General features: G+C 63.0%; 23 protein-coding genes and 1 tRNA gene. 5 read left to right on the forward strand and 19 right to left on the reverse strand.

The window, feature by feature from the left end:
* Window positions 1-3 precede the first annotated feature (3 nt).
* Window positions 4-1,386 (reverse strand): histidine--tRNA ligase, encoded by a 1,383-nt coding sequence (gene hisS / locus OUZ30_RS12145; RefSeq protein WP_266182575.1) that lies wholly within the window; start codon window positions 1,384-1,386, stop codon window positions 4-6.
* Between the two features lie 200 nt (window positions 1,387-1,586).
* On the opposite strand from hisS, the gene OUZ30_RS12150 reads away from it, so the two are divergent.
* Window positions 1,587-1,663: transfer RNA gene (locus tag OUZ30_RS12150), tRNA-Pro, on the forward strand.
* Between the two features lie 222 nt (window positions 1,664-1,885).
* On the opposite strand, the gene OUZ30_RS12155 is transcribed toward OUZ30_RS12150, so the two are convergent.
* The 5 genes from OUZ30_RS12155 to OUZ30_RS12175 form a co-directional block, all read right to left on the reverse strand.
* Window positions 1,886-2,500 carry a peroxiredoxin gene (locus OUZ30_RS12155; protein WP_266182576.1) on the reverse strand — a complete coding sequence of 205 codons (615 nt, stop codon included), beginning with the start codon at window positions 2,498-2,500 and terminating at the stop codon, window positions 1,886-1,888.
* 138 nt (window positions 2,501-2,638) lie between these two features.
* Entirely contained in the window at window positions 2,639-3,535 is an 897-nt protein-coding gene (locus tag OUZ30_RS12160) for a flavin reductase (RefSeq protein WP_266182577.1), read from the reverse strand.
* A gap of 28 nt (window positions 3,536-3,563) precedes the next feature.
* Window positions 3,564-4,250 carry a class I SAM-dependent methyltransferase gene (locus OUZ30_RS12165; protein WP_266182578.1) on the reverse strand — a complete coding sequence of 229 codons (687 nt, stop codon included), beginning with the start codon at window positions 4,248-4,250 and terminating at the stop codon, window positions 3,564-3,566.
* Between the two features lie 111 nt (window positions 4,251-4,361).
* The gene (locus OUZ30_RS12170) at window positions 4,362-6,116 is read right to left on the reverse strand and encodes an ATP-binding cassette domain-containing protein (protein WP_266182579.1); all 1,755 of its coding nucleotides are present in this window, start codon (window positions 6,114-6,116) and stop codon (window positions 4,362-4,364) included.
* A gap of 174 nt (window positions 6,117-6,290) precedes the next feature.
* Window positions 6,291-7,328 (reverse strand): phosphoenolpyruvate carboxykinase (ATP), encoded by a 1,038-nt coding sequence (locus tag OUZ30_RS12175; protein ID WP_266183163.1) that lies wholly within the window; start codon window positions 7,326-7,328, stop codon window positions 6,291-6,293.
* A 302-nt stretch (window positions 7,329-7,630) separates the two neighbouring features.
* Here OUZ30_RS12175 and OUZ30_RS12180 point away from each other — a divergent pair, with 302 nt between their 5' ends.
* The 4 genes from OUZ30_RS12180 to OUZ30_RS12195 are packed head-to-tail and all read left to right on the forward strand — an operon-like array spanning window position 7,631 to window position 12,265.
* Complete coding sequence (locus tag OUZ30_RS12180; protein WP_266182580.1) at window positions 7,631-9,136, forward strand: B12-binding domain-containing radical SAM protein; 1,506 nt, start codon at window positions 7,631-7,633, stop codon at window positions 9,134-9,136.
* Window positions 9,111-10,364 (forward strand): nucleotidyltransferase family protein, encoded by a 1,254-nt coding sequence (locus OUZ30_RS12185; protein WP_266182581.1) that lies wholly within the window; start codon window positions 9,111-9,113, stop codon window positions 10,362-10,364. The genes OUZ30_RS12180 and OUZ30_RS12185 overlap by 26 nt, the downstream gene beginning before the upstream one ends.
* A gap of 3 nt (window positions 10,365-10,367) precedes the next feature.
* The gene (locus tag OUZ30_RS12190; RefSeq protein ID WP_266182582.1) at window positions 10,368-11,318 is read left to right on the forward strand and encodes a class I SAM-dependent methyltransferase; all 951 of its coding nucleotides are present in this window, start codon (window positions 10,368-10,370) and stop codon (window positions 11,316-11,318) included.
* A complete protein-coding gene (locus tag OUZ30_RS12195; RefSeq protein ID WP_266182583.1) occupies window positions 11,258-12,265 on the forward strand; it encodes a glycosyltransferase family 2 protein in 1,008 nt (335 codons plus the stop codon). Before OUZ30_RS12190 ends, OUZ30_RS12195 begins: the two co-directional genes overlap by 61 nt.
* A gap of 64 nt (window positions 12,266-12,329) precedes the next feature.
* On the opposite strand, the gene OUZ30_RS12200 is transcribed toward OUZ30_RS12195, so the two are convergent.
* The 13 genes from OUZ30_RS12200 to OUZ30_RS12260 all read right to left on the reverse strand — a co-directional run bounded on the left by OUZ30_RS12200 (window position 12,330) and on the right by OUZ30_RS12260 (window position 26,232).
* Entirely contained in the window at window positions 12,330-13,439 is a 1,110-nt protein-coding gene (locus OUZ30_RS12200; RefSeq protein ID WP_266182584.1) for a glycosyltransferase family 4 protein, read from the reverse strand.
* Window positions 13,436-14,563 (reverse strand): glycosyltransferase family 4 protein, encoded by a 1,128-nt coding sequence (locus OUZ30_RS12205; RefSeq protein WP_266182585.1) that lies wholly within the window; start codon window positions 14,561-14,563, stop codon window positions 13,436-13,438. Before OUZ30_RS12205 ends, OUZ30_RS12200 begins: the two co-directional genes overlap by 4 nt.
* Before the next feature lie 13 nt (window positions 14,564-14,576).
* Window positions 14,577-16,091, reverse strand: a complete 1,515-nt coding sequence (locus OUZ30_RS12210) for a B12-binding domain-containing radical SAM protein (RefSeq protein ID WP_266182586.1) — start codon at window positions 16,089-16,091, stop codon at window positions 14,577-14,579.
* Window positions 16,092-16,116: 25 nt separating this feature from the next.
* Window positions 16,117-16,821 (reverse strand): class I SAM-dependent methyltransferase, encoded by a 705-nt coding sequence (locus OUZ30_RS12215; protein ID WP_266182587.1) that lies wholly within the window; start codon window positions 16,819-16,821, stop codon window positions 16,117-16,119.
* On the reverse strand, window positions 16,818-18,038 hold the full coding sequence (locus OUZ30_RS12220; RefSeq protein WP_266183164.1) for an amidohydrolase family protein: 1,221 nt from the start codon (window positions 18,036-18,038) through the stop codon (window positions 16,818-16,820). The genes OUZ30_RS12215 and OUZ30_RS12220 overlap by 4 nt, the downstream gene beginning before the upstream one ends.
* A gap of 16 nt (window positions 18,039-18,054) precedes the next feature.
* Window positions 18,055-18,858 (reverse strand): class I SAM-dependent methyltransferase, encoded by an 804-nt coding sequence (locus OUZ30_RS12225; RefSeq protein ID WP_425601497.1) that lies wholly within the window; start codon window positions 18,856-18,858, stop codon window positions 18,055-18,057.
* Window positions 18,859-19,034: 176 nt separating this feature from the next.
* Complete coding sequence (locus OUZ30_RS12230; RefSeq protein WP_266182588.1) at window positions 19,035-19,940, reverse strand: Wzz/FepE/Etk N-terminal domain-containing protein; 906 nt, start codon at window positions 19,938-19,940, stop codon at window positions 19,035-19,037.
* Window positions 19,885-21,057 carry a hypothetical protein gene (locus OUZ30_RS12235; RefSeq protein ID WP_266182589.1) on the reverse strand — a complete coding sequence of 391 codons (1,173 nt, stop codon included), beginning with the start codon at window positions 21,055-21,057 and terminating at the stop codon, window positions 19,885-19,887. The genes OUZ30_RS12230 and OUZ30_RS12235 overlap by 56 nt, the downstream gene beginning before the upstream one ends.
* Window positions 21,054-22,001 carry a glycosyltransferase gene (locus OUZ30_RS12240; protein WP_266182590.1) on the reverse strand — a complete coding sequence of 316 codons (948 nt, stop codon included), beginning with the start codon at window positions 21,999-22,001 and terminating at the stop codon, window positions 21,054-21,056. Before OUZ30_RS12240 ends, OUZ30_RS12235 begins: the two co-directional genes overlap by 4 nt.
* Window positions 21,980-23,254, reverse strand: coding sequence for an O-antigen translocase (locus OUZ30_RS12245; protein ID WP_266182591.1), 1,275 nt, complete (start codon window positions 23,252-23,254; stop codon window positions 21,980-21,982). The genes OUZ30_RS12240 and OUZ30_RS12245 overlap by 22 nt, the downstream gene beginning before the upstream one ends.
* Entirely contained in the window at window positions 23,251-24,363 is a 1,113-nt protein-coding gene (locus tag OUZ30_RS12250; RefSeq protein ID WP_266182592.1) for a DegT/DnrJ/EryC1/StrS family aminotransferase, read from the reverse strand. The genes OUZ30_RS12245 and OUZ30_RS12250 overlap by 4 nt, the downstream gene beginning before the upstream one ends.
* Window positions 24,363-25,292, reverse strand: coding sequence for a GNAT family N-acetyltransferase (locus OUZ30_RS12255; protein WP_266182593.1), 930 nt, complete (start codon window positions 25,290-25,292; stop codon window positions 24,363-24,365). The genes OUZ30_RS12250 and OUZ30_RS12255 overlap by 1 nt, the downstream gene beginning before the upstream one ends.
* Window positions 25,279-26,232, reverse strand: coding sequence for a glycoside hydrolase family protein (locus tag OUZ30_RS12260; RefSeq protein ID WP_266182594.1), 954 nt, complete (start codon window positions 26,230-26,232; stop codon window positions 25,279-25,281). The genes OUZ30_RS12255 and OUZ30_RS12260 overlap by 14 nt, the downstream gene beginning before the upstream one ends.
* Window positions 26,233-26,237: the final 5 nt, after the last annotated feature.

The raw sequence follows: 26,237 nt of genomic DNA on the forward strand, positions 1-26,237 counted from the left end.
TCATCAGGCGCCGACTTCGGCCTGGGCCAGCTCGACCCTTAGCGTCTTGATCAGTTCCGTGCGCTGCACTTCGAACTGATCCTCGCGACGCAGGTCCTTCACCGTCACCACGCCCTTGGCCAGCTCATCCTCGCCCAGCACGATCACGAAGCGGATGCCCGCGCGATCGGCGTACTTGAACTGCTTGCCGAGCTTGCCACCTTCCAGCACCACTTCGGTGGCGATGCCGGCACCGCGCAACTCACTGGCCAAGGCGAGATAAGCCGGCAGCTGCGCAGGATCCATCTGCGTCACCAGCACGTCGACCGTACTCTGCGCGGTGCCGACCAGGCCGGCGTCGCGCAGCTGCCAATAGAGCCGCGTCAGGCCAATGGAAATGCCCACGCCGGGCAAGTGCGACTTGGTGTACTGCCCGGCCAGATTCTCGTAGCGACCACCGGAGCAGATCGAGCCGATCTGCGGATGATCGTTGAGCGTGGTCTCGTAGACCGTGCCGGTGTAGTAGTCCAGGCCGCGCGCAATCGACAGATTCAGCAGGTAGTGCGACTCCGGCACGCCGAAATCGCGGATCATGCCCAGCACTTCCTTCAGCTCGGCGCGGCCCTGCTCCATCGCTTCCGGGCCAGGGCCCAGCGCGTCGAGCTTGTCGAAGGCATCCTGCAACGAGGTGGAGCGCGTCTGCACGAAGGCGAGAATCTTCTGCGCCGTTTCCGCGCTGAGGGCAAACGCTTCGCCAGTGAGCGTGTCGCGCACGTAGTCGGCGCCGCGCTTGTCCAGCTTGTCCACCTCTCGTAGCACCAGCGTCTGCTGCTCGCCATCGGTGATACCCAGGCTCTCGAAGAAGCCGCGCATCAACTTGCGGTTGTTCAGCTGGATGGTGAACGCGCCGATGTTCAGCTCGCGGAACACGCTATAGATCACCGCCGGCACTTCGGCGTCATAACGCACCGACAGGCTGTCCTTGCCGATCACATCGATGTCGCACTGGTAGAACTCGCGAAAGCGGCCGCGCTGGGCGCGCTCGCCACGGTATACGCGCTGCATCTGGTAGCGACGGAACGGGAACGACAGGTCGTGCTCGTGCTCGGCGACATAACGCGCCAGCGGCACGGTCAGGTCGAAGCGCAGGGCCAGCTCCGGTACGCCGTCGCCCTTCTCGGCATTCAGCGCGCCCGTGGATTGCACGAAATAAACCTGGCGCTCGGTTTCGCCGCCGGTCTTGGTAAGCAGGACGTCGGAAAATTCCATCACCGGCGTTTCGATCGGCAGGAAGCCAAAGCGCTCATAGTTGCGGCGGATCACGTCGAGCATGCGCTGGAACGCGATCTGGTCGAGCGGCAGCAGCTCGAGCACGCCGGGCATGGTGCGGGCCGGGGTAAGCGCCATGAAATCCTCTGCTTAGCGATGGTAAAGACGTTGAATTACCGCCTGGCGGAACACCGTCAGACGTAGCCGCATAGATTAGCAGAAGGCCACCGGAAGCCCGAGCCGCAAGGCCTCACGGGCAACCGCCGTACGTAGCGTCGGAAAATTTGCGCGTCCCTGTTGCCAAGCTCGCGCAGGGTCATTAAGATACGCGGCTCCCACGGGGTGTAGCTCAGCCTGGTAGAGCGCTACGTTCGGGACGTAGAAGTCGCAGGTTCGAATCCTGTCTCCCCGACCAAAATTCGAAGAAATCAAGGCTCTGAAAACCGCTACACAGCGTGCTTTCAGGGCCTTTTTCTTTTCTGGCGCCCAGCTCGCCCCGAGTTGCCCTGGCCAACCACTCGAAGCGGGCCATCGGGTGCCGCAGGCGCGCATGCCCATCTCAGATCCTGGTGAGCATGCGCGCTGCGCCTTGGGCGGCGTCCCTGCCGCAGGCAAGGCGCCGCGAGATCCGCGCCGCTCAGGGCGTCTTGGCGGACTGAAGTTGCTCGACAATGGCGAGTGACTTGCTTACATGATCCTGCGGATGAAGATGGTCGGCTTCCGAGGAGAACACCGCGGCGACTTTCCCGTCGCGCCCGATCACGAACGTGGTACGCGAGATGAAGCCATGGTCGATGACCTCGCCGCGCACGTCCTTCGCATCCGGCTCGGCTGCCGACATTTTCAGATCGAAGGACGCAGCGATCTTGCCGTCAGGGTCCGAAGCGATCGGAAACTTGCCAGCGCAGTAGTTCGGGTCGGCCGAGAATGAATTGAGTCGCTGAATGCTGTCGGCAGAGACGCCGATGATCGTCGCGCCGGCAGTCTTGAACTTCGCCGCCTCGGTGGCAAAGGCATGCGCCTCGATATCGCAGCCGCCGGTATAGGCCGACGGGAAGAAGTACACGATCACGGGTCCGCTCTTGAGGGCATCCGCCAGTGAAAGCGTGAAGTCTTTCCCGGCCTTGCTGGCCTGGGCGGTAAAGGTAGGTGCGGTAGTGCCTGGAGCTATGGCCGCAAACGCCGACGGCGCCGCAGCCATCGCAGCGATCATGGCACCAGTTGCCAGCGAGTACATAAGACGCTTATTCATGCAGTAACCCTCGTTGTGTACCTAGAAAGCTCAAGTGACATCCTCCCATTCGGCGAAGAACTGCCGTTTGCTCGGCAAGTATCCCATTGCTTCGCGTCGAAATCGCCGCCGTCTGCTCCTCGCGCCTGACTTCAGCGGCTAGATCTCCGTCAGCGGCATGCCCTGGCGCCTACGGTAGGCCTGATGAAAGCCTCCCGTGTGATGCAGCTGGGCGCCTTGCGCCAACGCTTCGTTGGAAACGACACGGCAGAGAAAGAACGTGTGCAGGCCGATCTCCTGGCTATGCACAATGGCCAACTCCTGAATGCGCAGCGCGGCAGCCACGGCGGGAATCCCAAACGCCTGTGAAGGACGCACGGGAAACGGGAGCGCACTCCAGTCCTGGAGCGCGTGCTTGTGGTGCTCGGCGAGCTTGTAAACGATCGCCTTCATCGGCGCCGGGATGTTGGACAGAACCACCCGGCGCAGGTCGCGCATGTCTGCCACGGAAACATTCGTGCTGCGTAGCGCAAGCGAAAAAAGACCGCTGCGCTCGAGTGGACCAATCAGGTCCATCGGAAAGATATTTGGGTGGCCGGGCGCGCCAACGGAGACAAGGACAACAGGCCGCGGACACAGATAGGCAATCATCAGCTGCTGTACCGCGGTAGGCGTTGTATTCAAATGGCTCGACGCGAGGTTCTTGCGCATGACGCGGTTTTGCAGCCACGCATTCCACGGGCGCCGCGGCCAGCCGAGGCAGCGGTGTTCGCCGGCGGCCACGTGGTAGAGGACGATGGACGCCTGTTCGGTCGTAACCGGGGCCAGCCGCGCCAGGCGCAAGACACCTAGAAGCCGTCCTGTGGCGCTATCGCTGTACTCAAGTACAGGACGTGGGCCGGCATCAAGGCTGGTCGCAATCACCAGTGGATTCAGCGAAGCCACCGTATGGTCCGCCGTGACGATGGCCGACTTACCGTCCCAACGCAGGGTGGCGGTGACGACCTGCTGCGGAGGATCGACGGCAACCGTGGACCATTGCGGTAAAGGACGCACGAACGGCCTTATCCAATCCTTCCACATCTCAAACCCGCCGCAATAGCAAGAACATATAAAGATGGGTGGCCCATCCGAGACCACGCGGAGTGAGGCGCTCCAGCCGGAAATACGGTGCTGCCGCTCGCGCGACGACATGCGGCGCAAAGCGGTGAATGCCGCTTTCGCTTGGGATGGCGTAGCGACCATGTCGCATAAGCTTTATCACATTCGCCCTCCACCAGCTGTAACGCGCATCACCGAGGTAATAAGGATTGAGCATGCTGGCCAGCACGAAACCGCCCTGGTAGATCACGCGTGACAGTTCTTCGAAAAGCTGCGTGTGATCCGCGAAATGATCGAAGACGGCGAAGTTCGCGGTCACTGCCTGCACCCTGCAGGTGAGCGGTGGCGCAACCGGGACGATGGTTTTGCGCGCGATTTCGTCGCGGCAGTGCTGTTCCAGGCACTCGTACATCGCTTTCGAAGGCTCATACACGAAAGTCAGGTGTCCGTTGGCGGCATAGGCTTTTGCATCAATACCCGTACCAGCGCCGAAATCCAGGATGTCAGATCCCGCCGGCAGCAAATCCAGCGCCATCTTCTGGAAGCTGTCGCGGACTACCCGGTCTCGCTGCGAGGTCAGAATGAATTGGTGGTACTGCTCTCCTGTATGCATGTCATCGGCTAACCTGATGTCTGACTTGCGTATTGAGCATGCTTCAAGCGCCGGCAAGGGAAGGTTCGTTGACGTGAGTGCCGGCCAGGCCAGGAATGGTTGCGCAGGGCCAGGCGTAGGCCGCCCACCGAAGCCAGGCCTGGCCCCGCAAGCAGAGGTCTTCGGCGACTAGGACTTCGCGCGGTTCGAAACGCCAAACGAAGCCTCCCTAGGCGACGGATCACGCTGCCCCTTCACCATCGTAACAAGGTCGTTGCCGATGGTCAGACACTGGTCTGCGATGGCCGCCACGCCACTCCGATGGGATACGACGATCAGGACCGTTTGCCGCAGTCGCGACTTTACCGCGGAAAGAACTGCTATCTCAGCAGCGGCGTCGAGCGCGCTCGTCGCCTCGTCCAACAAGGCCAGGAAGGGCTGCCGCAGGATGACCTGGGCCAGCAGCAGGCGCTGCAGCTCGCCTCCGGAAAGCCGGCTCGACGAGTTGTACAGTGCCGTGTCGAGTCCGTGCTTTGAACTCGCCAATCGCTTGTCCAGTCCCACGTCCCGCAGCGCGCTGCGCAACATCTCGTCAGTGGCTTCGGGCGCAGCCCACAGTAGGCACTCGCGCACGGAATGCTGCCACGGCCGCACGTTCTGGCTGACATAGGCACCATGCCGCACCCGTTCGCAGTACTCCTCAAAGTCGATCGGCCGTTCGCCGGCGCGTGCCGCAAAAGTCACCGGCGCCATCATGCCCGCCAGAACATCGACCAGGCTGCTCTTGCCGATGCCGGAGTCACCCGAAATCAAGGTCAGCTCGCCGGGCACCAGAACCAGGTCGCCGACGTCAAGACCGCAGGCTGGTGGCATCAGCCGCATCCGCTCGATATGCAGCGCGCCAGCGGAAGTCGTCGCATGCGATGGTGCCGCGGATGGCCGGGCCGAATCCAGATGCATGTAGCGCTGCCACAATTCGAAGGCCGGCGCGGCCGAACGCAGCTGCTGAAAACTCTGCCGGGTCGACATCAGATAGGGCAGCAGGCGCCCCAGCAACAGGCACACCGCAATCAGCGACGCCTGGTCGATGCCGCGCCAGCGATGGGCCAGCACGAACAGCGCAGCGATTCCCGCCGCCGCCAGCAGCTCCAGCACCAGCCGCCCGGAAGCCAGCAGCTCCAGTTGACGCCGATAGCCATGGCACAGCCTGGCTGAAATGGCGCCGTAGCTTTCCTTCTCCACGTCCTCCTTGCCGAACGAGCGGATGTGGCGCAGGCGCCGCGGAAAATCCTCGCTATGCCAGAACAATCGCGTCATGTCCACGACGTACTGGCGACTGACCAGCGATTGCTCACGCCCATAGGCACGTGACGCCAGCAGTCCAAGACCTGCGAGCAGCGGCGCCGCCAGCATCAAGGGTGGCGATACCCAGAACGCGAAACCGATACTGACGGCAGCAGTGACACCGGCGATCAGCAATTGCTGCAGGGCGTTGAAACCCTGCACGATCAGCTCGACGTTATGGATGAGGACATTGGCGATTTCCGCGGACGTCGAATCCGCCAGCGAGCTCAACGGAGCGTCGACCACGCGCGCATGCACTCGGCGGCGCAGGCTCATGCCGTAACGACCTACCAGGCGCGCTCCCAAGCGCGCTGTCTGCCAACGCAACAGAGCGAAGGTAACCATCGCGGCGGCGAAGATGGCAGCCTGCATTTCGACGCTGCGGCCTGCGTCGAACAACACACTGCCAAACGGCAGCGTGTGTCCCGGCTGGACCAGCGGCACCAGCAGCACCGTGGCGAGACTGCCGGTAAACGCTACCCCCAGCGACAGCACCACATACGCCGCTGTTTCAGCCAGCTCGGCGTGTGTAAGCGTACGCACAAGCGAACGCAGCAGGTCGTGGACTCGATCAGGTGCTGGCGACGGCTCGCCCGACATCTTTACGGGCCCGCGCCGCTGGCCGACAGCATCGGCCGCGGTTTCGTTGGCACTTCGTGGTGAGTCAGAACGGCGCTACTCCGGACATGCTTTGCCATGTCGGTAAGTGCGGCCAGCACGGGAAAAGGTTGCGCGAAGCCGCTCCCAGTGTGCCGTCGGATGCGATCGGCGGCATCAGTCGAGAAGTTGGCGCAGTGCATCGACAGAATCCCGCGGATGATGTCCGCGGCGCAGTTCATAAACGCCCAGCTGCATCATTCGCTGTTCAAAACGATGCCAGCCCGGTTGTCCGGACGCATAGGCCTGATCGGCGCGCAGCCGTACAGCAATGTCGCCCTGAGGAATAATGCTCAACAGGGCATCGGGATCATCGGCCGGTTGGCCGGAAACGAACACCGCGCCGACCAGCTCCAGCGGAACCGCCGCGAGCCGCCCATGGCCCTGTCGCAAATCGGCTTCAAATTTCTCGACGCCACTGCGGCGACGAATGATGGGCGCCCGGCTGATCCAGCGCGTGGCTGCGTCATCGTCGACGAAGCGCAGCGCATCGGCCTGCACGTGCAAGTAATTGGCGACGCCCGTGGCGAGCAGGCTTTCGGGCTGCACGAACACAGCATCTTCGGCAAGAAAGTCCAGGCCCTGCAGCAGGCAGTGCAAGGCGAGCGTCGACTTGCCCGAACCGCTGGCTCCCAGCAACAGGACGCCGCGCCCGTGCTGGCCGACGCAGGCGCCATGCAAGGGCACCAGGCCCAGTCCGCGCGTCGCCAAAGTGAAGACGGCAAATTCGATGAGCTCGTAACGCAGATGGTACGGATGACCGAGCATGTCCTCCGAGGCCACGATGAGGGCGCGATGCTGTTCGGGCGCCAAGACCACATAGTTGGACGCATCCATCACGCCGCAGAGCAGACCTGCACCGGATTGCACACGCACCGGTGGCGGTTCGACGGCATGCGGCAAAACCTGGCTCGGCAGCAGGCGCAGCTCGATGCGAAACTCCGGTGCGCCTATCAGCAACTGGTGTGACGGCAGGCCGGCGTAAGCGGCCTCGACCAGATCCAACAGCGCCTCGCTGGTGCTTTCGAAGCGGAAGCATCCGCCCAGGACCTTCCGGCGCACCGAGTAGCGGTGGTCGGCGGGCCGTTCGCAAAAAGGGTCCGCGCCGGCGTCTTGAACGTCGGCGCAGAGGACAGGGCCATCGTCGTCGATCAAAAGTTTCTGCCGTCTGATTGCCGGGCGCCGTACTGCGCGGATACGAATGCTGGCCAGTAAGTACCGCCCTGGCGGGAAAAGGTTGCGACGGCGTCGCAGGCGGCACCGGTTCGCCGGAACGGTGTCGCTGCACGTAGACGGCGATAGGCGGCGCGCGACGTCCGAATACTTTGCCGCATGAGGCAACCGAAGCCGCACGCCGGGGCACTCACGCCTAGTCAACGATGATCGTTGGAGCCGGCACGCCGGCCCGACGCCCATGCGCTGCCGCAGCTTGCCCACGGCTTACGAGACTCTTTGCGATGCTGAATATCCAGGTTGGCCACTCCTACTTTTTGGGATACGACCCGAAACAGTGGGAGCGCGGCAAGCCCTATCCGCCACTCGCCACGATCCAGGTCGCCGCGCTGCTGAGGGAGATGGGGCACGCCATCACCCTGTTCGATGCGATGCTGGCCGATGGCGTCGAGGACTACCAGGCGTCTCTGCAGTTCGCACGACCGGACGTGGTGGTGATCTACGAAGACAACTTCAACTACCTGACCAAGATGTGTCTCGGCCGCATGCGCGAGGCGGCGTGCCAGATGATCGCCGAGGCACGCGCCGGCGGTGCGCGCGTGATCGTCGCTGGCTCCGACGCTTCCGACCACCCGGATGCCTTTCTCGCGGCGGGCGCCCATGCCGTGCTGATCGGCGAAGGCATCGCGGCGCTGATCGAATTGATCGGACGGCTGGAACGGGATGCGGATATCGACACGCAGGGCTGGGTATCCGGCATCGCCGGTGTCGCAACGCTGATGAACGGACAAACGCAACTGACGCGAGTCGGCGTGATGCCGCCGGATCCACGAATAATAGGCCGCCCCGCCTGGGACCTGGTCGACATCGAACGCTATCGGACGATGTGGCGCGAACGCCATGGCCACTTCAGCCTCAACATGGCGGCGTCGCGGGGCTGCCCGTTCCGCTGCAACTGGTGCGCCAAGCCGATCTGGGGCAACCACTACAACCAGCGCACTGCCCAGGACGTCGCAGCGGAGATGACTTACCTGAAACAGACGTTCAAGCCCGATCACGTCTGGCTGGCGGACGACATCTTCGGCTTCCACGTCGACTGGGTGACGGAGTTCGGTGCGCACCTGAGCGCCGCCGACGGTTCCGTCCCTTTCACCATCCAGACCCGCGCCGACCTGATCAGCGAGCGGATGGCTGCTGCGCTGAAGCTGGCTGGGTGTAGCGAAGCCTGGATCGGTGCGGAAAGCGGCAGCCAACAGGTATTGGATGCCATGAACAAGGGCACCAAGGTGGAGGATCTTATTGCAGCTCGCACCCGGCTGGGCGCGCATGGCATCCGCGTGGGCTTCTTCATTCAACTGGGCTATCTGGGCGAACAGCTGGCCAATCTGCTGGCGACCCGCGAACTGATCACCCAAGCCGCTCCGGACGACATCGGCGTCAGCGTCTCCTATCCGCTGCCGGGGACGAAATTCTATGAGAAGGTCAAATCGCAGCTGGGCGAGAAAACGCATTGGCAGGACAGTGGAGACCTCGCCATGATGTTTCGCGGCGCCTATGACTCGGACTTCTACCGTCAGGTTCGTGACCTGCTGCATGAGCAAGTCGTCCTCCAGCAGTCGCAGCCGCTCGAACACCCGCCTCACAACCAGGCCCGGGTTGCGCTCGATGCACGTTGGGATGCGCTGATCGCCTGCGAGCAGGCGCACCGTACCCAGGACGCCGTGCCCCCTTCGACGACGCCAGGCAATGTGGAGCCGCCGCGACATGCTACCTCCGCTCAAAACCGTTAGGGCCGGCCTGCGCCGCACCACCGAGGCGCTGGCCGAGGAACTGGCACGGCCGGGTACCACGACGCCTGAATGGACCGATCTTGAGTGGCGATTGGCATCGGCGGCGGCGGCCGTGCACGGCGTATCGCCGCTACTCTGCCGGCTCTCCACCTGGAAGAACCCGGAGTGGCGCCAATTTCTGACGAGTCAACGCGAGCACGTCGAACTTCGCCACCAACGCATCGAGGGACTGCTGAAGCGCCTCGACGCCGACGCGCGCGCCGTTGGGCTGGCCCTCGTCCCCCTGAAGGGTTCCGCGCTGCATGCCTTGGGGCTCTATGTGCCAGGCGACCGGCCGATGGCCGACATCGACCTACTCGTCCGCGAAGACGACGCCGAGCTGGCGACCAGACTGCTGCTGGAGATGGGATATGTAGAGTCGTTCGTGGTGTGGAAGCACCGGGTATTCAAGCCCACGACAGGCAAGCCATATGCAGGGCTGGGCGAGCACCGCGATACCCCGGTCACCATCGAACTGCATACCCGCATCCAGGAACGGTTACCGATTTCTCTCGTCGATATCACCGAGAAAATTTATCCGCGGCGTCCTCAGGCTGGTTTGAATGCGTATCCGTCGCGCGGTGCCTTGATGAGCCACCTGTTGTTGCACGCGGCTGGCAACATCTGCAACCGCAGCCTGCGCCTACTGCATTTGAACGACATCGCGTTGCTATCGGCACACATGTCCACAACCGACTGGAGCGTGTTGTGCGGTGAGCATGCCGCCGACTCTCGATGGTGGGCGCTGCCGCCACTGCGCCTGGTTGCGCGCTACTACAAGCGCGCGGTTCCCGAAGACGTCATTGCCCGCCTCGAGCGCTACTGCCCTCCCTTGCTGCGGACGATGTCGCGCCGCCAGACCCTCACCCAGGTTTCGTGCTCGGACCTGTGGCTCCACGCACTCCCCGGCATCGAGTGGTCCCGCTCAATAAGCGAAGCGGGGCGCTACGTCAGGAATCGCCTCAGGCCATCCGAAGAAGCCATCCAGGAACGTGCCGACATGGCACGAACACAGCTATGGCTGCAGGGTCAAAGCTGGGTCACCTCGAAACATGGTCATCGCATCCTGACCTGGCTCACCCGGCCGGTGCCGCGGTTGGACACCCTGTACGTGGTGCGCGCGGCGTTGGAAACACCGGCGACGGCGACCAGCCCCGAAATCATTCGGTACGCAGTGGGAGAGCGATGAGCGATGGGCACGCTGCACGCCTGCATGGCAGCCAGGGATGCACTGCTGCCTGGGATCAAACTGCGTTGCCCGCGATGCGAAACCAGCATTGACGGACTGATTTGCCCTGCGTGCGCCTTTTCCATCGAGATAGACGACGGCATCGCGCACGCCCTGACGCCGGAGTCGCACGCGCACTATGCCCGGTTCATGGAAGATTATGAGCGAATAAGGGAGTCGGAGGGTCGCGGCAGCGAAAGCGAAGACTTCTATCTCAGTCTTCCCTACCGGGATACGTCAGGAAGGCATCGCGAGCAATGGCGGATCAGGGCCCGCAGCTACGATTACCTGGCCCGGCATCTGCTGGATGGCGCCGATCGCGGCAACCGGATTCTGGACCTCGGCGCGGGCAATGGCTGGATGAGCTTTCGCCTGGCACTGGCCGGGTATCGACCTTGTGCGGTGGACCTGCTCGCCAATGACAGCGACGGACTGGGAGCGGCCCGGCATTACCGGACACGCCTGCCGGAACTCTTTCCGCGTTTCCAGGCCGAGATTCGCCATCTCCCCTTCGCGGACGAACAGTTCGACGCCGCCGTGTTCAACGCCTCCTTTCATTACGCCGAAGACTACGAGGCAAGCCTGCGTGAAGCGATGCGCTGCGTGAAAAAAGGTGGCGTGGTCATCATCAGCGATACGCCGTGGTACAGCCGGAGCGAAAGTGGCGAGCAAATGCTCGCGGACCGTCGCGCGGCCTTCCGGCGAAGTCATGGCACGGCGGCTGACTCGATCGCCACGCTTGGATTCCTTACGGATGAGCGCCTGGGCAGGATGGAAGACGCGCTAACGATCCACTGGGATGTGCATCGTCCGTGGTATGGCCTGAAATGGGCCATGCGACCCCTGGTGGCGACATGTCGTGGCAGGAGGGAACCTTCGAGGTTTCGACTTTACGCGGCCCGCAAAAGCGCATGATCGCGACGACACAAGCCATGAACGATCGCTCGATGGGAGTAACGCCGGTGGTTTCGGTCGTCCTGCCGACCTACAACCGCTTGCCGCTCCTGCGCGAGGCTATTGGTTCGGTAGTCAACCAATCATTCAGTGACTGGGAACTCATCGTCGTCGACGACGGTTCCACCGACGCCACGCGTGGTTATCTCGAAGCGATCGATGATCCACGCATCCGGCCACTCTGGATGGAGCACCGCGGCGATCTCACTTCAGCACGCAGCGCCGGCCTCAAGCACGCGCGCAGCCCGTGGGTGGCATTTCTTGATTCGGACGACTTGTGGCTGCCCGGAAAACTGGAAGTGCAACTGCGCCGGCTCGCCGCGCAGCCTGAATGCAGGTGGAGCTACACGGCGTACTCGCTGATTGACATGGAGGGGACATCGCTGCCGGAGCGGTCGGACCTTCTGCCTCCGCCGGTTTCCGGATACATCCTCGAACCCTTGCTTCGGTTCGAGCTCTCGACACCGGTCCCGACCATGCTCGTGCAGCGATCGCTCATCGAGGAAATCGGCGGGTTCGACGAAACCATCCCCATTCATTCCGACTACGACTTCGCGCTGCGACTCGCTGCACGTGGCGAGGTCCTCGCGTTACCCGATATCTTGACCCTGGTGCGCGAACACCCGGACAGGACCACCGCGCGCTTGCGCCTCGCGGAGCTTTACGCCGATCAGGAGCGCGTATTCCGCAAAGCCGCGGCAGCCACGACGGACCGGGAAGTACGGGTGCTATGCCTGCACCAGTGCGTGATGCAACTGGCAGGACTGGCAGCGGCATTGTCGCGGGAAAGGTCACACGGGGCCGCGTTCGCGGCACTGCTCCGCGCCGCCCGCATCACACCTTTCAAAGGCGTGGTCTGGAGAACGGCGGCGGGATGCGCGGTGCGGGCGTTGGGAGTGTTCACATAAAGACGTGAATCACGATCAAGCTGGACGCCGCATCGTCGCCGGGTGCAACGCTCCGGCACTCGCTTCACCGTGCCGCGAGAGGGGTGTGCTGAGGATACAAAGCCTGGAACGCCTGAACGGTGCAATCGGCGTCCTCCAGTATCGCGCGCCGCTGCGCTGCCCTGGCCAGTCGGAGCCGCAGTTCCTCATCGGCAAGCATTCGACGGATGGCGTTCGCCAACGCATCCCAGTCCTTGACGGGCACGGCCAGGGTCGCCGAGGGCGACCACTCCGCGAAATGCCCGACCGCGGTACCAACCGCAGGCACGCCTGCCACCGCGGCTTCCAGCAGGACCAGCGGGCCGGCCTCGTGCAACGAAGACATCACCAGTAGATCGGCCGACTCCATGATGGGGCGCAGTTCGCGCTGCGTCTTGAATCCATGAAACCGCACGTGGCGTTCCAGTCCAAGCTGGCCAGCCAGTCGTTGCATCTCGCCCTGCAGCGTGTCCACGCCGACGATGTCCATCTCGAATTCCAGCCCCGTGTCGACCAGGGCTGCCAACGCCTGCAACAGTGTCAGCTGATCCTTGACGCGGTTGAGGCTGGCGACGTGGATCAGCCGCGCCGGCTTCGCGCTGCGCTGGCGCGGCGCCAGCGGCGGCCATGCCTGCAGGTCGACGCCCAGCGGTACGCGCTGCGCCTCGAGGCCGAGCGCCCGCAGCGAATCGATGATCGGCGTGCTGGCCGCCGTGATGACATCAGCGCCGCGCAGCACCCACGCTTCGCGCAGCCGCCCCTTCCATTTCCTCCGGCCGCCGTAGCCGATCGCGTGAAGTGCTACCAGCTCGCCGCCGGCGACATGCACCAGGCTCGGCAGCCGCAGCAGTTTTGCCGCGGCCACGGCGACCAGGCTGCAGGAACCGGAGAAGATGGCATGCACCAGATCGAAGGGTGCGCGGCGATGTTCGGTGCGGATCGCCGCGATCGCGTGCAGCCTGGTCCAGCCGTCGCCGATGTTGTGTATGGTGGCGCCGGCGAGTTCCCAGCAACCCGCGGCAGCTTCCTGCTGCAACGCGAAGACATGCACGTCGTGCATCCGCGCCAGCCGCTCGATCAGCGCCAGCAGTGCCGGGATCACGCGAAACTCGCCGGTACGATCCACACCACCGGGTACCACCAGCGCCAGCTTCACGATGCCCTCCGTCGCCGGTCGTCGTGGATCTGCGCATACGCGTCAGCCCATTGGCGGCCCACGGCGGCGAACGACAGCGTGGCATCGAAGTGCGCACGCACCTGTGCCGGCGACGGCTTGCTGGCCGCGGCATCGACCAGCGCCTCGGCCAGTCCCACCGCGTCACTGCACGGCCACAAGCGGCCGACGCGACTGTCGCCGATCAGCGCGCGGAAGGACGGGATATCCGTGATCACCGGCGTTACGCCGCAGGCCAACGCCTCCAGCACGACATAGCCGCAGCTCTCGGCGAGACTGCCCGAGACGAACAGGTCCGCGGCGCGCATCAAGGTCTCGACCTGGGCGTGAGTAACTTTGCCCAGCAGGTGCACGCGCCCGGCAAGCTGTGGATCGCGCGCGACGCGGGCTTGCACTTCGTCGAGCAGGGGCGCATTGCCGAAGGCACACCACAGCTGCAGGCCAGGCAGCCGCAGCGCCGCCCGAGCCACGCCGTCAAGCACAGTCAGCGGCTCTTTGCCGGGACTCAGGTGACCCACCCACAGCACGCAGGGATTGCCGTGAAGACCTGTCTCCGCGCGGGCATCGGCGCGGCTGCCCACGGTGAAGCGAGTGCTGGATTCGGGAATCGCGAAGAGCCGTGCATGCGGCCCGAACAATCCATGACGGGTGAACGGTCGCGCCAGCTCGGGTGCCGTGAAGGCGACGCCGGTAATGGCCGCATACCAGCGCCGCCACTGCGGCCGCCGCCACCAGCGCGGCGGCCCATCGGCGTGGTCCTGCATGAGGATGGGCAGATCCGGCAGGCACTGCGATACGGCAAAGGCGTCTTCGGCGAAGGCCAGGCTGTGCCCATGCAACACGTCTGCCTTGAGGTCGGCGAGCAGTCCGGCAAAACGGCGCCCCCGAGTTTTAGCCCCATCCAGTCCCCTGACGTCGATGAAGTGGTAGTCGATGCCGTTGCGCGTGATCTGCTCCTCGCATGCTGCCGCCTGGATCACCGAAACCCGGGTTCCAGAACTGGCCACCACGTCGGCGATATCCACCAAGGAGTGCCATTGGTCGAGAACCTCGGCGGGCGCAAGACTCTCCGACGCGGGCAGGAAATTGAGCTGCGCGACGTGCAAGGCCCGCACTGCCCTAAAGGCCCGATGTCTGCGGCATGCGCAGGCGCACCAGCCGATTGGCCAGCTCCAGTTCCCACGGCCGGTTGTACCTACCGTAGCGATAACGCCAGCCGGCCATGGCGCTCAGGCCGCGCTTGGCCCAGGACGGCGAACGCAGGTCCTGCACCGTGGGATAGCGGCAGCGCAGCACGGTGACGAAGTCCTCGATGCGTTGGCGCAACCTGTCGTCAAGCCAGGGCGCATCCGCATGGCAGGTGTAGTCCACCCAACGCGGCTGCGCCCAACCCTCCGGCGTCGTCGGGAACACGACCGGCTCGCCGTTGAGGTCGAACAGCGGCTTGGCGGGACGCTTGGCGCGATCCTGCTCGTGCCTGCTGATCTCGGGCAGCGGCGTGTAGATGTAGATGACAACTTCCGTCTGCGGATTGATCCGCTTCAGCGTGCGAATGAACTCGAACGTGTGTTCGGTCTCTTCCTCGGTATTCTCCGGCGGCGCGACCATGAACGACAGTTCGGGAATCACGCCGTGGCGCCGGCACAGCTCGACCACCTCCACGGTCTGATCCGGCCGCGTGCCTTTGCGGATTTCCTTGAGCATCTGGCCGTTGGGTGACTCCGCACCGATATACGCCATCCGCAGCTGGCTCTTGCGTACCAGCTTCCACGAGCTCTCCGACAGGTTAAGCAGCGCGTCCGAGCGGGCGAAGCACCACCATGGCAATTCGAATCGGGCCATGACTTCGAGCAGTGGAACCATGTCCTTTTCGCGATCGAAAAAGTTGTTGTCGAAGTACTGGACCGAGTCCGCGCCGAGTTCGTGCTTGAGATAGCTCAGGTCGCGTTCCAGCCGCTCCGCCGCGGGCAGCACGGTAGTGCCGCCGAACATCGCGGCCACGCCGCAGAACGTGCAGCGGAAACGGCAACCCGTGGCCGCCTGGTGCGCGACGGTACGTCGACCGAGATAGGTACGCGCCAGGTATCGCCGAGGGTCGCCGAGCTTGTCATAGGGCAACACGAGTTCGGTGTCACCCAGCGTGAAGCGGCGGTTCGGATTGTGCACGATCGCGCCGTCGTGCTTCCACGACAGCCCACCGATCATCGCGAGCTTCGCGTCGTCCTTGGCACCTATGGCAGCAATCAGCTCCGGCAGCGATTCCTCGCCCTGCCCGCGCACCACGTAGTCGACGTATGGCGCGCTCAGCGCCGCATCCGTATTGAGCGTCGGAAAATAACCACCCCAAACGATCGGCACCGCCGGAAAGCGCTCGCGAATGGCCGTGGAGACCGCAATGGCCGGCGCAAGTTGCGGGCCGCCCATGACGCTGATGCCGACCGCGTCGAACGACGACACCTCCATCGCGCGCAAGCTGTCCTCGATGAAGTTGCGGTCGACGTTGCCGTCGACGATCTGACTGCTGCCGGTCCGCTCCAATGCCGCCGACAGGTGCAGGAGAGACAACGGAAAGCGCGCGCTACGACGCGACGTGATGGTGGGATTGATCAGCAGTGTGCGCGGTCCATGGGTCATGGCGAGGGCCTGCAAATCCGAGTAGTCATGGCTCGCGCCTCAGTTGGAACACCAGGGCGACGGGAACCTCGAGCGCCAGGCGGTCGAAATGTGCGTCAGCAGGGATGTCAGCCGGGTCGAGTTTCGGCTCCAGCACCTGCTCGATGCGCAGCCCCTGCGCCGCGCAGGCCGCATGCCAATGGCTGTACAGGTGCTGCGTGTGCCGCACGGCGTAGCGCTCGCCGCCGGCCTTGAAATCACGCTGCCAGCCGAGCGCATGCCCGATCGGATGCACGTCGCTGCAGAGCACCCTGCCGCCGGGTCGGGTCACGCGGCGCAGCTCGGCCAGCGATTGTTCCAGACTCTCGAGATGGCCGATGACCAGGCCACAGATCGTCAGGTCCGCCCAGGCGTCCGGTAGCGGAAGGGCTTCCAAGTTGCCCTGCAACAACTCGATCTCGACCTTGGCGCCCGGTTGGCGCGCATCTAGCTCAGCAGACGCACGATCCAGCATCTCTGGCGAAAGATCCACGCCAATCACACGTGTCGCGCCACGTCGCAACACATGCAACATATAGCGTCCACTGCCGCAGCCCGCGTCGAGCACGCGGTATCCCGCCAGCCCGGCAGGCATCAGGGTCAGCATGGCTCGTTCTTCGGCCTGCATGACCGGATTATGCGCGCACGCCGGATAATGAGGCGCCCACAGCGCATAAGCCTCGGTAGGTTCAAGGAGGGGCGTGTCGGTCATCGGCAGTGCGCCTCGGCGGTAAGGTCGATCCCGCGCCCTCGGCTGCCAGTGGCAAGCTCAAGCCCGGGTTCCAGCGCTATCAGCGCCGGATCGGCTAATGATCTGGCCAGCAGTTTCGGCTTGCCGTCCAGGATCACCGGTACCGTGTCGACTCCGGCTGCATCAAACCATTCGACGAAATCGTGGTCCGCGATGCGCGGGACGCCGTCTCGCACGACGGCGCGAATCTCGCTGCGTTGGATGCCGGCAAGGCCGTTCGCCTCGTCGCCGCCACGATCCCGGACGATCACCATGTCCGCCCACGAACCAGGCGCAAGGCTGCCGCGCTTCGGCAAGCGCAGAATGCGCGCAGCATGCGTGGTCGCCAGCGCCAGCAATTGGCCCGGACCGAGATCACCCAGTGCCATGGCCGACTGCATTTCCTCCAGCATGTCGCGCGCGCCGCTCAAGCGCGAATCGGTGCCCAGCGCCAGCCGCCCCGCCGCACATAGACGTCGCGGATCGAGCGTCTTGCCCAGTAGCGCCAGATTGCTGGTCGGGCACCAGACTACCGCCGCGCTTGCGGCAATGATGCGGGCGATGTCCTGCTCCCGCAGACCCACGCCATGGATCAACACACTGTTGGCCGCCAGGCACCCGAGCTGGTCCAGGGTGGCCAATTCCGACTGTGCGGTCGCGTCCGTACCCTCCGCCAGATGGATCATCCAGGGCCGTTCGGCTGGCGTGGCGAGGAAGCTCTCCGGCACCGGCGGACCATAGTCGGGCCAACCCAGCGCATAGCTCCACCCGAAGTCCCGCAATAGCGCCACGGGAAAATCCGGCGCATCAAACGCCTGCTGCCAAGGATCATGGTGGGCGACACAGGTCGTGCCGGCGAGCAGGTTCTTCAGCGCCCCGTGCCGGAGCCTCAGCGTCTTGGGCCACTGCAGCGCAGCGCTGACCTCAGGCTCGTCAAAATGCGCCCGGAACGCCTCGATCCACGCATAGCTGTTCGGGAAAGGAGCGCCTGCTTGCAACGGGGGTACCGCGTTGACGTGCAGGTGGTCGTGCGCATTGATCAGACCTGGGAAGATCAGATGATCACGAAGGTCAATTCGATAACCCCACGCCGCGAGTGATGTACCCACTTCCCCATGCCGGATCAGCAGCGGCGCGCGAGAGACACCTTCGGGCGTGATGGTGGCCGCGTGACACAGGCTGGTACTCGCATTGGGCAACAAGACGTCCACGGACTCAACGCCGACGCATGACAATCAGGAAGTGATCACCCATGTTGCGTAGTATCGGTAACGCACCCAGGTGATCGTCGAGCCAGCCCAGCCGTTCACACCAACGACGATGGCTGCGGTAGTAATCCACCAGGTAAGGCGGCGGCAGGAACAAGCTCAACGCCCGATAATTCTCCAGCACGAAGTGCTCAGCAAAGGCACGATAGAACTCCCGGGGAAGGTAGTAATAGGTCCAGATGGTGTGCCGGTTCATGCCCACCGCCGTCGCCCCCCGCCGGGTACGCACGGCCGCCCGCCTGAAGCGCCCCCGCAGCGTGTAGTGAACCACTTCCCATGGGCAGATCCGTCCGATCACCGACAACACCAGATGTCCGTTTGGCCGAAGCAATCGTGCGCACTCGGCTGCGATCGAACGCATATCCGGCACACAGTTGAAAGGTCCGAAGTTTGAGTAGATGCCGTCAAATTCGTCCTGGAGCTTATCGAGCTGATGTATGCCCAGGTGCGTAGCCGTTACCTGGGACTCAAGCCCTGCAGCGGCGGCGCGAGACTTTGTCCGCCCCACCATCTGTGGCGACCAGTCCGTGGCGGCCACCTGGTAGCCGCACCTGGCGAACTCGATGGCATCGATGCCGGTGCCACAACCAAGATCGAGCAGGCTTGATCCGGCGGGAATATGCTCGAGTACGGTTTCCCACAGGGAAACCCGCATGCGCTGGATCAGTTCGTTGTTGCCGCGTGGACCATCGTAATCAGCCGCAACGCTGTCAAAGGCGCGTTGCGTATCGAGCAACTGACTTTCGCCCAACGACGCCCCCCATGGCCGTGGGCAATTCATCCCGGCTGCAGTGCCTCGCTTATCAGTTCCGCACCCTTGCTGCCCACCCATATCCATTCGCGCTCCACCGCCATGCTGTGCGTATCTGATCGTGAGTGCCGATGTGAATGACTTTGGTTGAATGGTCTCGCACCAACAGAGCTGTTCTAAACGCTTCGTCGCAGCGCATTTCTCGCGACGGCAGCAAAGGCCCCTAGCCCCAACGCCGCGAGGATGCCCACACCCCAGAACATGACGGGATTTGGGAAGGCCGGTCCCTCAGGCACATAGACGGGCCAGAGCGACGAAGTCTCGTAGGTATAGCCGGCGCTCAGTTTGGTGAGGAGGTCACTGCGCGTCGTCTGCAAAGTGCGGATTTCCTCGCCCCTGCTGGCGACCAGTACGCCGGCGAGCGAAGCAGCCTGGCCGCTCTTGTCGCCGGCATCTCCCCTGCCCGCGATCTGCAACAGCCGATCCCGATCGGCCAGCGCGTCCTTCAGGCCAGCCTGCACCTCGTCCAGACGCGCACGCGCAAGGGCCAGCGTTGTCGCCTCCAGACCTTGGTGAACGATACGCAGCTGAGCAACCGTGGCCTCGGCGAACTGGCGTGCCTGCAGCGCGGAGTCTCCGCGCACGGTAAATCGAACGAACGAAGCCGCATATAGCAACGGATCGACCCGCAGGCTTTTCCGATAGAGCCCGGCCTCGCGCGAATCGACGGGCAGCCCGATGCTTTGCATGACCTCGTTCTGAAACGCCCTCGTCTGCAATCGCTCGGCAACCCGTTGCAGTGGCTCTACCTTCGGGTCCTGGCCCTGGGGGACCTGGCCAACCTGGGCGATTTGTATCCATGCGGTCGCTTGCCACTGGCGCTTTGACAAATGCATGAAGGCAAACGTGGCTGCCAGGACCAGCACCACCATGACCAGGAACCACTTCCACTCACGGGCAAGGATTCGCCACATATCGACCAGATAGATTTCGTCTCTTTCCATGGCATGGGACTCTTTCAAGGAATCAGGATGAGGGTTTTCCGGCATCCGCCGGCAGCACAGCGACGTCCGGCCCGACACCTGGCACCCGGCGGTTCGGCAACAGCACCACCAAGGCCTGAAGTACGAGGCAAATGACGATGAAACCGACGTTCGTCCAGGTAAATGCCTGTGGGGCGAACGGCGACATCACGCAGACATAGGACATGCGCAGGAAGATCAACAGGGAAAACAGCGATACGCTTGGATACAGGCGCCGCACACTCCAGCGCTGCAGGATATAGAGCAGGATGATGGACATGATCGCGCCCAGCGGACCGAGCGCGAGCAGGAACGGCAGGAACTCCGAGCCGACATTGATGTTCGATGCGTCGAGCGGAATATCCGTGCCCGCCGTCGCGATCGAACCGCTCATGGGAACCAGCTGGTTGATGAGAAAGGTCGAATTCGAATAATGCTTGGCCAACATGGAAGCGAAGTTGTACGGACCTGCACTCGCATAGAGCACCAGCCACCTGACCCCCACAGGCGCCGCCCGATACAGATCGCTGAAAGGCAGCGCAACGGTGTCCAATGTCCCGGAGCGCAGGATGCCGAGCACCGAGAAGACCGATCCTCCGATGATCGCCAACAGGGTCACGGTCACCCATGGCAACCGTTTCGCCGGGTCCCTGCGGAATAGGATCACCAGCGCCGTCGCGAAAAGCGCCGCAAAAATTCTGTTCCGGTCGATCACCAGGACCGGAAAGGCGAAACCGATCAGCATGAGCATCCCGCGCAACCACTTGTTCCTGGTGCACAGCAGACCAATGGGAGGAAGCACCCAGCACATATCGGATATATGCCGCACATGTTCCCGACCGCCTTCCATTTGCGCGTAGGACGCGGGCGCGTCGATCAACGGAACCGGAAACAGGGTCAGGTCGAGCCCACAGAACACAATGATCACGGCCGCAAAGCCAAGCGCAAGGAAGGATTCGCGCGTGCCAACGTAATTCCTGGCACGAAACTGTTCCGCCGACGGCAGCCTCAGTCCAGAGAGCAGGTCGAACAGCAAGATGGCCAGCGTCGTTACCAGCAACAACAGAATCCCTTCCAGGTAGCCGGAAGGAAGCCTGTAAGACAGCAACGTCAACCCGCAGGCGAACAGCATGGGCACGCACAGGTAGATCGACGGAATGCGCAGGAGCCTCCTCATGCTCCCTCCGCAAGGTGCAATGCCGACCGCAGTTTGATCCTGGTCCTAACGACTAGCGAAAGGTAAACGAGGAGATGAAAGGCGAGAGGCCACAGCCGCCGCTGAAGGAACGATATCTTGGCGCCAATGAAGTGCGACTGCGCCTTGAGCAAGGTGCGGTACGGGTCACTGAACAGCGATATCCTTCGCAAGGCGACGCTTTGGGATTCCAGTAGGTTGAGGATCCGGGCCCTGGTATCACGCGTCCTGCTCAGGTTGGAACTGTGGAGTCGGTAAGCGCAGACACGGACGTCGATGAATCCGATCGCGTCATGGGACACCAGGCGGAGAAAGAAATCCCAGTCATCTATCCGCAGGCTCTCATTCCAGCCCGCCACGGTTTCCAGTGAGCGCTTGCGAATCAGCGCTACCGGCCCCCCGATGGCCCAGTGGCTGATAACCGCCATGCGGATGCCTTCGTCGGACTGATAGAGGCCTTTGTTGGCATGGTGCAGATCGCACATCCCGCTGTCGTGAAGTTTTCTGCCCTCCTGATCGACCACGATCGAATCACCGATCACCGCCCACTTTCGTGGATGTTCTAGCAAGTAGTCCACCTGCGCGCCGAGTCCACCGGGTAGGAGGTAGTCGTCGCTGGAACCGAGCCGTAGAAACTCCCCATGGGCGCGCGCAGCCAGTTCGTTCATGGTCGCCGCGATGCCCCGATTATCCCGGCGTACGTATTCGATCGGGATCTCTTCGCGATGCTGGTTGATCCACTCGATGATCCGCTCCCCCGTGCCGTCCGTCGAGCCGTCGTCGATGATGACGAGCTCCTTGGCTTCATACGGATCTTCAAGCACGCTATCCAGGCAGCGCAGCACGAAGCGCTCATGATTGAACGCGGGTATCAGGACCGACACCAACGGCGTCGCCGTGCTTCTCATCGGTAATCCGCCGACCATTGCTCCAGCCCTCCGAGATAGCGGCGCGCGACCACGATATTGAAAACGAGATAGAGGAAATAATTCGTGGAGAACGCGTAGATCGCGCCCACCAGTCCGAAATGCGCAGTGAACGCATAGACCAGCACCAGATAGCTGACCGCGAAGACGCACTCGGAGATGATGAAAAGCCGCGTCATGGCCTTGGCCAGCATCAGATAGGAAAGTACGAAAGAAGCGATCTTGATGACGTCCCCGACAAGCTGCGGACCGTACAGTTCGTTCGCCTGCGAGAACTCGCCACTGAAGAGCAATAGCGTCACCCAGTTGCGCATGACGTAGACCGCCAGCGCCAGCCCCATCACCAACGGCAGCAGGAACCAGTAGGCATGGCGCAGCTCGAGCATCAGGGATGCCCGGTCATTGATCGACGCAAGTTTCGGCAGATAGTAGATATTGATGGCGGAAGTGATGAAGAGCAGATACGCGTCGGACACCTTGCTTACTGCCTGCCAGTAGCCCACCTGCTGCCAGCCGAACCCGCCCACGAGATGGTCGCGGACCGCTATGTTGACCATGGGCGGCAGCAAAGCGGAAGTCAGGGTCATGGTTGAGAATGCTGCGAGCCGCGTGACCATTTCGCGATCAAACCGCACCCGCAGCATGCTGCGCTTGAAATACGGGCTTCTCCACCACATCGGCAGGCCAACCGCCAACCACAGCGTCTGGCCCAGCACCAGGGCGAGCAGCGCCCCTTCGAGATTCAGCCACCGCGAAAGCCACAGCACCATCGCGATATTGAGTGCGGAACCGACCATCTGGACGAGAGCGAGGCGGCGCACGTCCATGAAGCCATTGATGACAGCGACGATATAGTTGGCTAGTGCGATGCCCAATTGGGCGACGGCAAGCACACGGATCAGGGCTGCATACCGAGCATCACCGAGCAGCCACTGGGCCATCTGCGAGCTGAAGAGCAAGGTCGCGGCTCCGATCACGAGCGAGGCGCCAAGGGCGTACCAGAGCGCTGCGCCCAGCAGACGCGCCAGGCGTTGCGCATCGTCACGGTATTCCGCGACGTACTTGACCACGCCCGCCCCTATGCCTCCTCCGGCGAAAACCGCGAGCAGCGACATGAGGCTCATGAACTGGCCCAGCTTGCCGACGCCCTCCGGACCCGCGAACGAGGCAACCACCTTGATCACGACCAGGCCAGCCAGCAGGCGTGCGCCCGTGGATGCGGCGGTATAGAAGCTGGCGCGCGCGATGTTCATGGCGAGCACCCAAATACCTGGCAGGCCTGGATGACCTGCTCCACCGCGTCTCCCGGCAGCGTCGGCCCCATCGGAAGGCTAAGCACCTCGCGATGCAGTCGATCCGTCAAGGGCAGATGTACACCCTGCAACATCGCGTAAGCCGGCTGCTGGTGCGGCGGCACCGGATAATGCACCTGACTCTGGATGCCGCGCGCCTGCAAATGGTGTTGGAGAGCATCGCGGTGGGAACTGCGGACGACGAAAAGATGCCAGGCGTGTTGCTCTTCATGCGCCACTTCGGGAAGCAGGATGTCGGGCTGACGGATCGCATCGCGATAGCGTCGCGCCACCTGGCGGCGCTTCTGAATATCCTCATCCAGATACTTCAACTTCACGCGAAGCAAGGCGGCCTGCATCTCGTCCAGTCTTGAGTTCACGCCACGATACGGATGGTGATACTTCACATCCGAACCATAATTGCGCAGCGCCGCCACCCGCGCGGCAAGTCCGGCATCGTCGGTGACCACGGCGCCGCCATCGCCCAGGGCGCCGAGATTCTTGGTCGGAAAAAAGCTGAAGCCCGCGGCATCACCGAAAGAACCGGCCTTGCGACCCTTGCTCGTTGCGCCATGCGCCTGCGCTGCGTCCTCGATCAACAGCAACCCATGTTGCTTGGCCACCGCAGCCAGCCCGGGCATGTCGGCCAGCTGACCATACAAGTGCACCGCCATGATGGCTCGCGTGCGCGGGCCAATGGCGTCTTTCAAACGAACCGGATCGATATTGAACGTCGCAGGGTCGGGTTCCACCGGAATCGGCACGAGCCGGTTTTCGGTGATGGCCAGATAACTGGCTATGAACGTGTTGCCCGGCACCAGAATCTCGTCACCCTCCTCCATGGCGCCAAGCTCTTTGTAGCCTCGCAGGATCAGTGACAATGCATCCAGGCCATTGCCGACGCCCACGGCATGACGGACGCCGCAGTAAGCGGCGAATTCCCGCTCGAAGGCGGCAACCTCCTCGCCAAGGATGTACCAGCCGGAATCGATGACGCGCGCCGCTGCCGCCTTCAGCTCGTCGGCGTAGCGCGCATTCAGCTCCCTCACATTCAGGAATGGAACGTCCATCAGAGCGCCCATTCGTAGAAGTCATGCACCACGCCACGCGCGCCGAAATATTCTTTCTGCGAGATCAGGCCGCCATTCAGCGCTTTTCCTTCTTGCTCGGTGGAAATGCCAAGGGAAAAGTAATGTCGGCCAGCGTAACGCTCGATCAGATCCGCCAGCAGAAGGTTGAGCGCATTCACACGCCTGCCCTCTTCCGATGCTGCCAGGTACTGGGTATGCACACCACGGCCAAAGTCGTAGACGATGGCCCCGGCTAACAGTTCATCGTCGCGCCGCGCATCGTAGAGCACGATTTGCTGGGGAAAGCGCGCCTGCAACAGGCGAAGTTCGTCCAGGCTGTGGGTCGGCGCGGCGCGGTGCTTGCGCAGCACCTCTGAAAGCAGGGCGTGGAAGCCTGCGAGGTCTGCGCTCGCCCGGATTTGGACGCCTTCCTTTCTTGCCTTGTTGACGGCTCGACGGCGTCCGTCGGTGAAGCAAAAAGATTCCTGCAACGCGATGATCGAGGAGATGTCACGGCGCTTCAGGCGCGCACCGAGTCGATGCAGGGCATAAAGATCCTCATCGGCGGGATACGCATGAAAGACGTGCGGCACGGCCTTGTAGACGACGTTGTCCATGCCAAGCGCACGATAGATTTCGCCGATCATCTCGAAGACGGAAAGCGTCGATTCGGCACGCAAGGCTTGGGTACTGATGAGGCCGGCATAGGTAAGGCCACCGTGGCTTACTACCGTCTTACCAAGCGCGTTGGCGGGAAAGATGGCCACCGGCTCGCCGTGGCGTTCGACCATGAGCGATCGGTCGGCAAAGCGGTCGGCGTGATAGTCCATATAGGCGCGCCGATGCAACAGGACGCCGTTCCTCGACTGCTCTACCACCGCGTCCCAGGCGCCCGAGTCCGACGGCACGTAGGGCCTAACCGCAAGCACGAATGCCTCCTTCGACTTGCGTCTGTAGCGCTTCGGCAACACCGAAGCCGTCCAGCCCCATGTCATTGCCGTTGTAGAACATCAGGAGTTTGTCGCGCTGCCGAATGAGTGCCGGATAGCAAATGACCCGCGAGTCCCACCCACTGGGAGACAATGACAGGCCAAGCGCCTCGTCGCGGCGCTCCCAGTGAATGCCATCCGCGCTGTACGCGAGTCCCGGGAAATACTCCCCCGTGACATTCCCCCGCGTGAAATACATGACGTAACCGCCGTCCATGCGATAGACGCGTGGCCGGCCAATACGGTATTCGCTGCCGCGGGGACGCAGGCAGACGTGGTCCTGGCGAGGAATCTTAGTGAGGTCGTCCGTTTCCACGTAGCGTATGTGATAACGCGGGAACGGTTGTCCATCGATGTATTCCCAGTCGTCGCCAACCGCATACCACAGACGCCAACGATTTCCCTCGCGGATCACGGAGTGAACCGCAGCAATGGTGTTCCGTCCCTGCGCCCTGTCCAGAATCGGCGCTTCCTGCATCCTCTGAAAGCGTTCACCGCCATCGCGCGAAATGGCCAGGCCAGTGAATGCCAGGAATTTGGCCCTGGCCACGCGCTGGAAGCCGACGTAGAACATGTACAGGCCATCCGGTGCGTCGACGATATCGCCAAGAATCATGCCGTTGTCGTCGAAGCACCCGTCCCGGCCAAGCTCGATGACCGGCTCGGGGCTTACATGGACTACGGAAGACGGATCGTCGGCGCGAACGTCCACATAACCGATACGGCTGACGCCCTCGCCATCGCGAAATCCCGCGTAGACGCGTATGAGTTGGTCATTGATCCGATAAGGCGTCGGCGTGAGTGCCGAGTGCCGCATCCAGCCGCCCACGCTGCGCTGGGCCGTGTCGAACACCAGTCCTTTCTTGGTCCAGTCAAGCATCACCC

This window comes from Dyella humicola (genome assembly GCF_026283945.1).
GTDB lineage: Bacteria > Pseudomonadota > Gammaproteobacteria > Xanthomonadales > Rhodanobacteraceae > Dyella > Dyella humicola.

Coding starts and splice junctions, on each gene's coding strand:
- OUZ30_RS12180 (WP_266182580.1), top strand. CDS start 7,631: ATGCTGAATATCCAGGTTGGCCACTCCTACTTTTTGGGATACGACCCG.
- OUZ30_RS12210 (WP_266182586.1), bottom strand. CDS start 16,091: ATGACCCATGGACCGCGCACACTGCTGATCAATCCCACCATCACGTCG.
- OUZ30_RS12155 (WP_266182576.1), bottom strand. CDS start 2,500: ATGAATAAGCGTCTTATGTACTCGCTGGCAACTGGTGCCATGATCGCT.
- OUZ30_RS12190 (WP_266182582.1), top strand. CDS start 10,368: ATGGGCACGCTGCACGCCTGCATGGCAGCCAGGGATGCACTGCTGCCT.
- OUZ30_RS12195 (WP_266182583.1), top strand. CDS start 11,258: ATGTCGTGGCAGGAGGGAACCTTCGAGGTTTCGACTTTACGCGGCCCG.
- OUZ30_RS12170 (WP_266182579.1), bottom strand. CDS start 6,116: ATGTCGGGCGAGCCGTCGCCAGCACCTGATCGAGTCCACGACCTGCTG.
- OUZ30_RS12250 (WP_266182592.1), bottom strand. CDS start 24,363: ATGGACGTTCCATTCCTGAATGTGAGGGAGCTGAATGCGCGCTACGCC.
- OUZ30_RS12245 (WP_266182591.1), bottom strand. CDS start 23,254: ATGAACATCGCGCGCGCCAGCTTCTATACCGCCGCATCCACGGGCGCA.
- OUZ30_RS12240 (WP_266182590.1), bottom strand. CDS start 22,001: ATGGTCGGCGGATTACCGATGAGAAGCACGGCGACGCCGTTGGTGTCG.
- OUZ30_RS12260 (WP_266182594.1), bottom strand. CDS start 26,232: ATGCTTGACTGGACCAAGAAAGGACTGGTGTTCGACACGGCCCAGCGC.
- hisS (WP_266182575.1), bottom strand. CDS start 1,386: ATGGCGCTTACCCCGGCCCGCACCATGCCCGGCGTGCTCGAGCTGCTG.
- OUZ30_RS12215 (WP_266182587.1), bottom strand. CDS start 16,821: ATGACCGACACGCCCCTCCTTGAACCTACCGAGGCTTATGCGCTGTGG.
- OUZ30_RS12235 (WP_266182589.1), bottom strand. CDS start 21,057: ATGAGGAGGCTCCTGCGCATTCCGTCGATCTACCTGTGCGTGCCCATG.
- OUZ30_RS12185 (WP_266182581.1), top strand. CDS start 9,111: ATGCTACCTCCGCTCAAAACCGTTAGGGCCGGCCTGCGCCGCACCACC.